This window comes from Pseudomonas brassicacearum, assembly GCF_918698105.1.
Lineage (GTDB): Bacteria > Pseudomonadota > Gammaproteobacteria > Pseudomonadales > Pseudomonadaceae > Aquipseudomonas > Aquipseudomonas brassicacearum_F.
Map to the genome: position 1 here is coordinate 1 of NZ_CAKKMI010000128.1, position 10,959 is coordinate 10,959.

A 10,959-nucleotide genomic window follows, 5' to 3' on the forward strand; every position below is an offset into this window, starting at 1 on the left:
CCGTTAACCACGCTGGCCGAACGCAGGCATTGCGCAGTGGGCAACCCGGCATGGATGCCGGGTTAGCCGCGCTGGGCCATGGATGGCCCTTCGCGGCGGCCCACGGAGCAATGCCGGAGTGAGGGCACACCGAGCCTAAGCGAGGTGCCAAGTGGTGGGGCATGAGCGCTTTGGTTACTTTCGCGCTTTTCGAAAGTGACCCGCCGTCAGGGCGGAACCCTAAGTGGCCGTTACCGCAGAAACGGATATACACCCCCTTCCAAAAGTAACGTCCTAGGAGATTTCCTTCGAGTTGTAGCGAACTTGGTGAACTTGTCCGGCGTCTGCCTCGTGGCTAGTCTGGGTTTGTCACTGAAAAAAACGGTGACACTGGCGTGCAAGCCGGTTAGAAAGACGCCCAACAATATCACCAGCCACTTATTGTGCATTCGTGCTCATGTTTTATGGCGGCTGTGTGTGGGAGACCTTCGGGTCTGCCGAGTTTTTGGGCGTTGTCTTACTCGGTCTTGCACACTCGCACATAGCTGCCACCCTTCATCGCGTGCAAGCGAGCCAGGGCGGCTCTGAATTGAATAGGAAGCCCAAACCATGTTCAAAGCTACGCCTAACCCCCCACAGCCCTCATCCAAATCCCGAGTCGAAACCCAGCAAGCAAAGAAACTCGACGAAGCCGCCGAACGCGTCCTCGACTACTACCTCAACCCCAAACCCACCGATGAAGCCTCGGGAAAACCCCAGACCGCCCAGCTCTTCATGGTCTCCCCAGACATCGACACCGAAACCCTCCTGGCCAATGCCTCCGAAGACCTGCTGTCCATCAGCGCCATCGCCGCCGACTTGGCTGACGACGTCGATGGCTCACGCCGCAGTGTGATCCTGGCGATCAGCCGAATGGCCGATGGGGTGCATTTGCTGGTGGAGAGGGCGATGGATCGGCTGGAGGTTCAAGCGGCGAGCTGACAGACCTGCGGTGAATTGAAGATTGCCATCGCGAGCAAGCTCGCTCCCACACTGGATCTGTGTCGAACCGAAATATCGAGATCAATACCGATCAACTGTGGGAGCGAGCTTGCTCGCGATGGCGTCCGCCCAGACAACCCAAAACCCTGTGGCGAGGGGATTTATCCCCGCTGGGCTGCGCAGCAGCCCCAGATGCTTAAAGGTGAACTGCCTGACACACCGAGGCGGCTGGGTTTTAGGGCTGCTGCGCAACCCAGCGGGGATAAATCCCCTCGCCACAGGGTTTTGTGTGCTGCCCGGGCTGGTGTCAGCCCAAGTGTCAACCTAGATCAACCCCTTCTCATCATCATCGATCAACCGGCTCAACCCGCCCAAGGCTTCCCGGGCCTGGGTGCGGTCCATCAGCTTGGCCTGGGCCGCCGCTGGCAGGTCGGTGACGCGGATGACGCCTTTGCTGGTCAGCACCTGGATCAAGTCATCGAGTACCCGGATCATCTCCAGGTCGCTTTGCTTGAGCTGCTTGAGGCTGTTTTCCACTGCCTGGTTGGCGAACCAGTCCTGGATCTCGTGGTTGTCGGCCGGCAAGGTCTCGGTGGCCTCGGCGTAAGCGGTGGCTTCTACGCGCACCAGCAGGCCTTGTGCATCGCGTTGCACATAAAACATCGGGCATCCCTCATGTATGAAGCGGCGTCATGCTGGGCAGCATAGGCCAACTGTGGGGGAGTATGAACACTTATTGTGGCGAGGGAGCTTGCTCCCGCTGGGGCGCGAAGCGGCCCTGTTTTTAAGGCTGCTTCGCAGGTCAGCGGGAGCAAGCTCCCTCGCCACGGATTTGTGTCAGCTTCAGCTGTTGTTGTGATCGACCTTGATGGTCGGGTCGCTACCGGCGATCAACGAGTTCAGGTTCACGTTCGACCAGTTGTTGCCTTCGAGCTTGATCGTCACGTCCGGGGTCGCGGCGCCGCCGTTGGCCCCATTGAACTGACCGGAGGTGCTGACTTGCAGCGACGACACGCCATCGACCGTGCTGATTTTCAGGAAGTGGTCGATGGTGCTGCCGGTCTCGCCCTGCAACAGATCCCGCAGGTCGATCCGGTCGCCATCGGCGGCCTTGAAGTCCTTGATCACGTCGGTGCCGGTGTCGCCGGACTTCCAGACAAAGGTATCGCCGCCCAGGCCGCCGATCAGGGTGTCATTGCCCTGGCCGCCGATCAGCGTGTCGTTACCCGTGCCACCGAGCAGGATGTCGTTGCCCTTGCCACCGTCGAGCGTGTCGTTGCCGCCCTGGCCGAAAATGATGTCGTTGCCGGCACCGCCCAGCAGGGTGTCATTGCCATCGTGGGCACCGGACACATCGAACGCGGTGTAGTGTTCGGTGATGTACTGGTGCACGTTGCTGGTGGTGACCTTGCTCACATCCACGCCGCTCTGTTGGGCGACGAAAGCCTGGATGGCCTGGTAGCCCTCGCCGGCAACGCCGTTGAAGCTCACCAGGTCGCCGAACAGGATGTCGTTGCCGTTGCCGCCGTTGACCGTGTCGGAGCCCGGCAGGGTCGCTTCGGTGTGGCCGATGATCGAGTTGGCCAGGTTGTTCGGGTCGATGTTGGTCTGCGGCGTCGAGTCCGAATCGTAGGGCTTGAGGTCGTTCAGGGTCACGTCGTTGTTCAGGCCGATGGCCTCGACGGTGCTCAGGCCCTTGAGCAGCGTGAAGCTGTCGGTCGAGCCCGCCGCCGAATCGACATAGTTCCAGTAATCACCATAACCGGTGCCGCCCTGGTTCGACAATTCAAAGGTGCCATTGCCCTCGGCATGCACGGTGCCCACATAGCTGTCGGTCCATTTCTTGCCGCTTTTGGTCGACAGGTACATCTCGCCGTTTTCGTAGATGGTGTACTTGTGCGTGCTGTCGATCGTCTGGGTGTAGTACTTGCCGACGCTGTAGTTGGCCGCGCTCAAGACGTCATCGAGCTTGACGGTGCCGTAAAGCGTCGGATTGCTCTGCTCGCCGGTCTGGTAGTAAGTCGGCTTGCCGTCGGTAATGAAATACGTCAGGTTCTTCGCCCCGGTGTTGTTCAGGGCTTCGGTACTGTTGAAGAAGTTCGCCGTGGTCTTGAACACGTCTTCGTAGTTGGTACCGCCACCGGACACCATCGAGTCGAGCACCGCTTTGAGCAGGGTCAAGGCGTTCGGATCGTTGAGGTTGACCGAGACCGACTTGTTCACCTGGCTGTCGAAGTCCGCGAGGAAGATGTTCACCGTCCCGGCGTTGCTGCCCATGCTCTGCTTGAGGGTGTTGAACACCGAGGTCAGCGAGTTCTTGGCCGCTGTGATGGACGCGTCGCTCATGCTGCCGGAGCTGTCGACCATGAAGGCGATGTTGTAGTTGACCCCCGGCACCACGGTCAGCCCACCGATGTCGGCGACGACGATGTCGTTGCCGTCGGTGCCGGTGACGTTGTCGCTGCCCGACGTGGCGGTGACCGCGTTGTAGGTGGCCGGGTAGACGGTGACCGGAATCTGCGCCGTGCTGACCGCCGAGCCGCCAAGGGCTTCGGTGGAGGTCGAGGTCACGGTCAGGTTGAAGTGGCCGTTGTAGTAGGGCGGTGGGGTCAGGGTCAGGCTGCCCAGGTTCCAGCCGGTGACCGAGGCTTCGCCGTTGCTGCCCACGGTCGCGGTGTGTCCTGCGCCGTCGGTCAGTACGCTGCCTTGCGGAATGCCGCCAATCTTCACGCTCAGGCTTTCGGAGCCGTCGGTATCGGTCAGGGCGGTGGTGATCTTCGACAGGTGCACGCTGGTGCCTTCGGCGCCTTCGTTGCGCTTGAAGCCGTCGTAATAACCTTCGCCGTTGGTGCCGTGCAGGTCGGAGACGGTCACGCCCGAGTTCGCCAGGTCGTTCACGCCAGTGTAGAGCGGCACGCCGGCACTGCTCAGGTCCACTGGCGTGCTGCCGTTGACCGACAGGTTCACGTCGTAGCTGCCCGGGCCGGTCTGGTTGTGGTGGTAGATGTCCAGGGTGTAGTAGCCGCTGGTGGTCGGCGTGAACGAACCGTTCAACTGACCACCCGCACCCCACGTGGTTGCCGCGGCGGTCTTGCCACCGATGGTGACCAGCAAACTGTCATCGCCTACGCCGCTGAAGGTATAGGTCTTGCCGGCTTCGAGGAAAATCAGGCCCGAGGTCTTCGACGCGGTGCCCGGGTTGACGTTGCCGTCGTTCTGAACGTTGGTCACGTTGGTGCTGCTGTTCGGCGTGCCGGCGGCATCGATCACCGACTTGAGCGTGCCGGACGGCGCGCCGCTGCCATCGGTGCCCAGGCCGGACAGGCCGGTCCAGACTTCCTTGATCAAACCGGTGGAGGTCACGTTGTTGCCGGCCACGTTGAGGCTCGGTGCGTCGGCGACCGGGGTGATGTCGATCTTCACGGTGCCGGTATTGCCCAGCGCCTGGCCGTCGGTTGGCTGGAAGCTGATTTGTGCGTAATCGGCCTTTTGATCGCCCACGCCGGCCGGGTTGCCGTTGGCGCCGGATTCGTTGGCATCGGGGGTAAAGCGCAGTTTGCCGGCGTCGATGTCAGCCTTGCTGAAGGTCTGGTTGGTGGCCACGTCCTTCCAGGTTGCGCCGTCCAGGTACTGCAACTTGCCGTCGCTCGGCAGCCCGGTGATTTTTACGCCCTGGCTGGTGGCGGCGCTGTCCACGTCGCTGATGCCGAACGTCGACCAGCCGAGAACCAGCGAGGTGTCTTCGCTACCGGTCACCGCGCCACCGGTGGCCACTGGCGCGTCATTGACGCCGACCACATTCACGGTGGTGGTGGCGGTGTTGGAGTAGCTCGCGCCGTCGGTCACCGTCACGGTGATGACGCGCGGTACGGTGCTCGGGTCTTCGCTGTTGTTGATGAAGCTGATGTTCTTGATCTGCTGCATGTAGTCGGCCAGCGTCGCGTTGCCCGTCAGCGTCAGGACGACTTTGCCGTCGGTGCTGTTGGCGTTGATGCTGATGCCGTTGACGCTGTTGCCCAGGTTCAGCGCATCGCCAGGCTGACGGTTGGTCAGCACGATGGTGGCGCCGGTCAGCATGGTGCTGTCCGGGTCGGTGATTTTCAGGTCGGTGTCGGCAATGGACACGCCGGGGCCGGTGGTGCCTTCGGTGAAGGTCACCTGGTAATCGGCACCGGTCTTGCCGCTGGAGTTGTTGGCGTCCAGGTCAAGTACCGGCGGCGCATCGTTGTCGATGATCGAGGTGCTGACGCTGCCATTGGTGCCGCTGACCGCCAGGTGCTCGAAGTTGCCACCGGTGGCCGAGTCGATCTTGACCACGAAGTTCTCGGTGCCTTCGGTGATCTTGTCGTCCAGCGTTGCCACGTTGAAGGTTGCGCTGGTGGCGTTGGCCGGGATCTTCACGGTGTAGACACCGGTGAAGTCCGTGCCGTCGGCGGCGGTGCCGCTGTAGACGATCTTGAGCGTTACTTCGGTTTGCGCCGGGTTCGTCAGGCTGACGGTATAGGTGGCCGCCTGGCCTTCGGTAACCGACGTGCTGCCGGTGATGCTGACGGTGGTGTTGTCGATGGTATCGCCCACGGCCGTCGACGCGCCGGTCTTATCGACAGCGATGGCTTCGAGGTTACCGCCGGAGGCCGATTTGATCGTCTCGGTGACGGACGGTGCACCGGTGTAGACATCGTTGCCGACGGCTACGTCGAGCACGCCCGAGCTTGCGCCGGCTGCGATGGTGATGGTCTTGCCGCTGTCGAGGGCGACGGTGACTGGGCCGTTTTGCGCGGTGACGGGTTTGCCGTCGGGACCGGTCAGGGTGGCGGTGTAGGTGATGGTGCCGTTTTCGTTCACGGTTGGTGTAGCAGTCAACGTCACCGTGGTGGTGTCGTTGACGTCGCTGACGATAGTGCTGACCGGAGCGGTGTTCGGGGCGATGGCTTCGAGGTTGCCACCGGATGCATCTTTGATCGACTCAGTAACTGTCGTTGGACCCTGGTACACGTCGTTGCCGACCGCGACATCCAACACACCCGAGCTTGCGCCAGCGGCGATGGTGATGGTTTTGCCGCTTTCCAACGTTACGGTCACTGGACCGTTCTGCGCGGTGACGGGTTTGCCGTCAGGACCGGTCAGAGTCGCGGTGTAGGTGATCGTGCCGTTTTCGTTCACGGTCGGTGTCGCGGATAACGTCACGGTGGTGGTGTCGTTGACGTCGCTAACGATGGTGCTGACCGGCGCGGTGTTTGGCGCGATGGCTTCAAGATTGCCACCGGATGCATCTTTGATCGACTCGGTGACGGTGGTTGGGCCTTGGTAAACGTCGTTGCCGACGGTTACGTCCAACACGCCCGAGCTTGCGCCAGCGGCGATGGTGATGGTCTTGCCGCTGTCCAACGTTACGGTCACTGGACCGTTCTGCGCGGTGACGGGTTTGCCGTCGGGACCGGTCAGAGTCGCGGTGTAGGTGATCGTGCCGTTTTCGTTCACGGTTGGCGTGGCGGTCAACGTTACCGTGGTGGTGTCGTTGACGTCGCTGACGATAGTGCTGACCGGAGCGGTGTTCGGGGCGATGGCTTCGAGGTTGCCACCGGATGCACCTTTGATCGACTCAGTAACTGTCGTTGGACCTTGGTACACGTCGTTGCCGACCGCGACATCCAACACACCCGAGCTTGCGCCAGCGGCGATGGTGATGGTCTTGCCGCTTTCCAACGTTACGGTCACTGGACCGTTCTGCGCGGTGACGGGTTTGCCGTCAGGACCGGTCAGGGTCGCGGTGTAGGTGATCGTGCCGTTTTCGTTCGCGGTCGGTGTCGCGGTCAACGTTACGGTGGTGGTGTCGTTGACGTCGCTGACGATGGTGCTGACCGGAGCGGTGTTTGGAGCGATGGCCTCCAGGTTGCCACCAGTTGCTCCTTTGATCGACTCGGTAACCGTGGTCGGACCTTGGTACACGTCGTTGCCGACGGCTACATCCAGCACACCGGAGCTTGCGCCTGCGGCGATGGTGATGGTCTTGCCACTTTCCAATGTCACGGTCACTGGACCGTTCTGTGCGGTGACGGGTTTACCGTCGGCACCGGTCAGGGTGGCGGTGTAGGTGATGGTGCCGTTTTCGTTCACAGTCGGCGTAGCGGTCAACGTCACGGTGGTGGTGTCGTTGACATCGCTGACGATGGGGCTGACCGGAGCGGTGTTTGGAGCAATGGCTTCCAGGTTACCGCCCGATGCCGAGGCAATCGACTCAGTCACTGTCGTTGGGCCTTGGTAAACGTCGTTGCCGACGCTCACGTCCAGCACGCCCGAGCTTGCGCCCGCTGCGATGGTGATGGTCTTGCCGCTTTCCAGGGTGACGGTGACCGGACCATTCTGCGCGGTGACGGGTTTGCCGTCGGCACCGGTCAGGGTCGCGGTGTAGGTGATCGTGCCGTTTTCGTTCACGGTTGGTGTGGCGGTCAGCGTTACGGTGGTGGTGTCGTTGACATCGCTGACGACAGTGCTGACTGGCGCGGTGTTTGGCGCGATGGCTTCCAGGTTGCCACCGGATGCACCTTTGATCGACTCAGTGACTGTCGTTGGGCCTTGGTAAACGTCGTTGCCGACGGTTACGTCCAACACGCCCGAGCTTGCGCCCGCCACGATGGTGATGGTCTTGCCGCTTTCGAGCGTGACCGTCACCGGACCATTTTGCGCAGTGACCGGCTTGCCGTCGGCACCGGTCAGGGTGGCGGTGTAGGTGATGGTGCCGTTTTCATTCACGGTCGGCGTGGCGGTCAAGGTCACGGTGGTGGTGTCGTTGACGTCGCTGACGATGGTGCTGACCGGAGCGGTGTTAGGAGCGATAGCTTCGAGGTTGCCGCCAGTCGCTCCTTTGATCGACTCAGTAACGGTGGTTGGGCCTTGGTAAACATCGTTACCCACAGCGACATCGATTGCACCCGAGCTTGCACCGGCTGCGATGGTGATGGTTTTGCCGCTTTCGAGCGTGACCGTCACAGGACCATTTTGCGCAGTGACCGGCTTGCCGTCGGCACCGGTGAGGGTCGCGGTGTAAGTGATCGTGCCGTTTTCATTCACGGTCGGTGTGGCGGTCAAGGTCACCGTGGTGGTGTCGTTGACGTCGCTGACGATGGTGCTGACCGGAGCGGTGTTTGGAGCGATGGCCTCAAGGTTGCCACCAGTTGCTCCTTTGATCGACTCGGTAACCGTGGTCGGACCTTGGTACACGTCGTTGCCGACGGCTACATCCAGCACACCGGAGCTTGCGCCTGCGGCGATGGTGATGGTCTTGCCGCTTTCCAGGGTCACAGTCACTGGACCGTTCTGCGCGGTGACGGGTTTGCCGTCAGGACCGGTCAGGGTCGCGGTGTAGGTGATGGTGCCGTTTTCGTTCACGGTCGGCGTGGCAGTCAACGTCACGGTGGTGGTGTCGTTGACATCGCTGACGATGGTGCTGACCGGAGTGGTGTTTGGAGCAATGGCTTCCAAGTTGCCGCCAGTCGCTCCTTTGATCGACTCGGTGACGGTGGTTGGGCCTTGGTAAACATCGTTACCCACAGCGACATCGATTGCACCCGAGCTTGCACCGGCTGCGATGGTGATGGTTTTACCGCTGTCGAGGGTCACGGTGACCGGACCATTTTGCGCGGTGACGGGTTTACCGTCAGCACCGGTCAGGGTCGCGGTGTAGGTGATCGTGCCGTTTTCGTTCACGGTTGGTGTGGCGGTCAGCGTTACGGTGGTGGTGTCGTTGACATCGCTGACGATGGTGCTGACCGGAGCGGTGTTTGGAGCAATGGCTTCCAGATTGCCGCCAGTCGCTCCTTTGATCGACTCGGTAACCGTGGTCGGACCTTGGTAAACGTCGTTGCCGACGGTTACGTCCAACACGCCCGAGCTTGCGCCGGCGGCGATGGTGATCGTTTTACCGCTGTCCAGCGTCACGGTGACCGGACCGTTTTGCGCGGTGACGGGTTTGCCATCGGCACCGGTCAGGGTGGCGGTGTAGGTGATAGTGCCGTTTTCGTTCACGGTTGGCGTGGCGGTCAATGTCACGGTGGTGGTGTCGTTGACGTCGCTGACGATAGTGCTGACTGGAGCCGTGTTCGGTGCGATGGCCTCAAGGTTGCCGCCAGTCGCGCCTTTGATCGACTCAGTAACCGTCGTTGGACCTTGGTACACGTCATTGCCAACCGCCACGTCCAGCACGCCTGAGCTTGCGCCCGCTGCGATGGTGATCGTTTTACCGCTGTCCAGCGTCACGGTCACTGGACCGTTCTGTGCGGTGACGGGTTTGCCGTCGGCACCGGTCAGGGTGGCGGTGTAGGTGATGGTGCCGTTTTCGTTCACGGTTGGCGTGGCGGTCAGCGTCACGGTGGTGGTGTCGTTGACGTCGCTGACGATGGTGCTGACTGGCGCGGTGTTTGGAGCAATGGCTTCCAAGTTGCCACCGGATGCACCTTTGATCGACTCAGTAACCGTCGTTGGACCTTGATACACGTCGTTGCCGACGGTTACGTCCAACACGCCCGAGCTTGCGCCGGCGGCGATGGTGATGGTTTTACCGCTGTCGAGGGTCACGGTGACCGGACCATTCTGCGCAGTGACGGGTTTGCCGTCGGCACCGGTCAGGGTAGCGGTGTAAGTGATGGTGCCGTTTTCGTTCACGGTTGGCGTGGCGGTCAGCGTCACGGTGGTGGTGTCGTTGACGTCGCTGACGATGGTGCTGACTGGCGCGGTGTTTGGAGCAATGGCTTCCAAGTTGCCGCCAGTCGCTCCTTTGATCGACTCGGTGACGGTGGTTGGGCCTTGGTAAACGTCGTTGCCGACGGTTACGTCCAACGCACCCGAGCTTGCACCGGCTGCGATGGTGATGGTTTTGCCGCTTTCCAGCGTCACGGTGACCGGACCGTTCTGTGCGGTGACGGGTTTGCCGTCGGCACCGGTCAGGGTGGCGGTGTAGGTGATAGTGCCGTTTTCGTTCACGGTTGGTGTGGCGGTCAGCGTTACGGTGGTGGTGTCGTTGACGTCGCTGACGATGGTGCTGACTGGAGCGGTGTTCGGGGCGATGGCTTCAAGGTTGCCACCGGATGCACCTTTGATCGACTCGGTGACGGTGGTTGGGCCTTGGTAAACGTCGTTGCCGACGGTTACGTCCAACACGCCCGAGCTGGCACCGGCTGCGATGGTGATGGTCTTGCCGCTTTCCAGGGTCACAGTCACCGGACCGTTCTGTGCGGTGACGGGTTTACCGTCAGCACCGGTCAGGGTGGCGGTGTAGGTGATGGTGCCGTTTTCGTTCACGGTCGGTGTCGCGGTCAACGTTACGGTGGTGGTGTCGTTGACGTCGCTGACGATAGTGCTGACCGGAGCCGTGTTCGGAGCGATCGCCTCAAGGTTGCCGCCAGTCGCTCCTTTGATCGACTCGGTAACCGTGGTCGGACCTTGGTAAACGTCGTTGCCGACGGTTACGTCCAACACACCCGAGCTTGCGCCGGCTGCGATGGTGATGGTTTTACCGCTGTCCAGCGTCACGGTGACCGGACCGTTTTGCGCGGTGACGGGTTTGCCATCGGCACCGGTCAGGGTCGCGGTGTAGGTGATGGTGCCGTTTTCGTTCACGGTCGGTGTCGCGGTCAACGTTACGGTGGTGGTGTCGTTGACGTCGCTGACGATGGTGCTGACCGGAGCGGTGTTAGGAGCAATGGCTTCCAGGTTACTGCCCGATGCCGAAGCAATCGACTCGGTCACGGTGGTTGGACCTTGGTACACGTCGTTGCCGACGGCTACATCCAATACGCCAGAGCTTGCGCCCGCCGCGATGGTGATGGTCTTGCCGCTTTCGAGCGTGACCGTCACAGGACCATTTTGCGCAGTGACCGGCTTGCCGTCGGCACCGGTGAGGGTCGCGGTGTAGGTGATGGTGCCGTTTTCATTCACGGTCGGCGTAGCAGTCAGCGTCACGGTGGTGGTGTCGTTGACATCGCTGACGATGGTGCTGACCGG

At 61.6% G+C, this 10,959-nt stretch carries 2 protein-coding genes and 1 pseudogene; 1 reads left to right on the forward strand and 2 read right to left on the reverse strand.

All coding sequences use genetic code 11. The annotated features are described in order from the left end of the window. The first annotated feature begins 588 nt into the window (after positions 1-588). Positions 589-960 (forward strand): DUF6124 family protein, encoded by a 372-nt coding sequence (locus LQ215_RS28445; protein ID WP_230153583.1) that lies wholly within the window; start codon positions 589-591, stop codon positions 958-960. 324 nt (positions 961-1,284) lie between these two features. Here the strand turns inward: LQ215_RS28445 and LQ215_RS28450 are convergent, their stop codons facing one another. Both LQ215_RS28450 and LQ215_RS28455 read right to left on the reverse strand, forming a co-directional pair. After that, the gene (locus tag LQ215_RS28450; RefSeq protein WP_053161687.1) at positions 1,285-1,623 is read right to left on the reverse strand and encodes a hypothetical protein; all 339 of its coding nucleotides are present in this window, start codon (positions 1,621-1,623) and stop codon (positions 1,285-1,287) included. Between the two features lie 180 nt (positions 1,624-1,803). Beyond that, positions 1,804-10,959: pseudogene (locus LQ215_RS28455) on the reverse strand (LapA family giant adhesin); the annotation flags it as partial.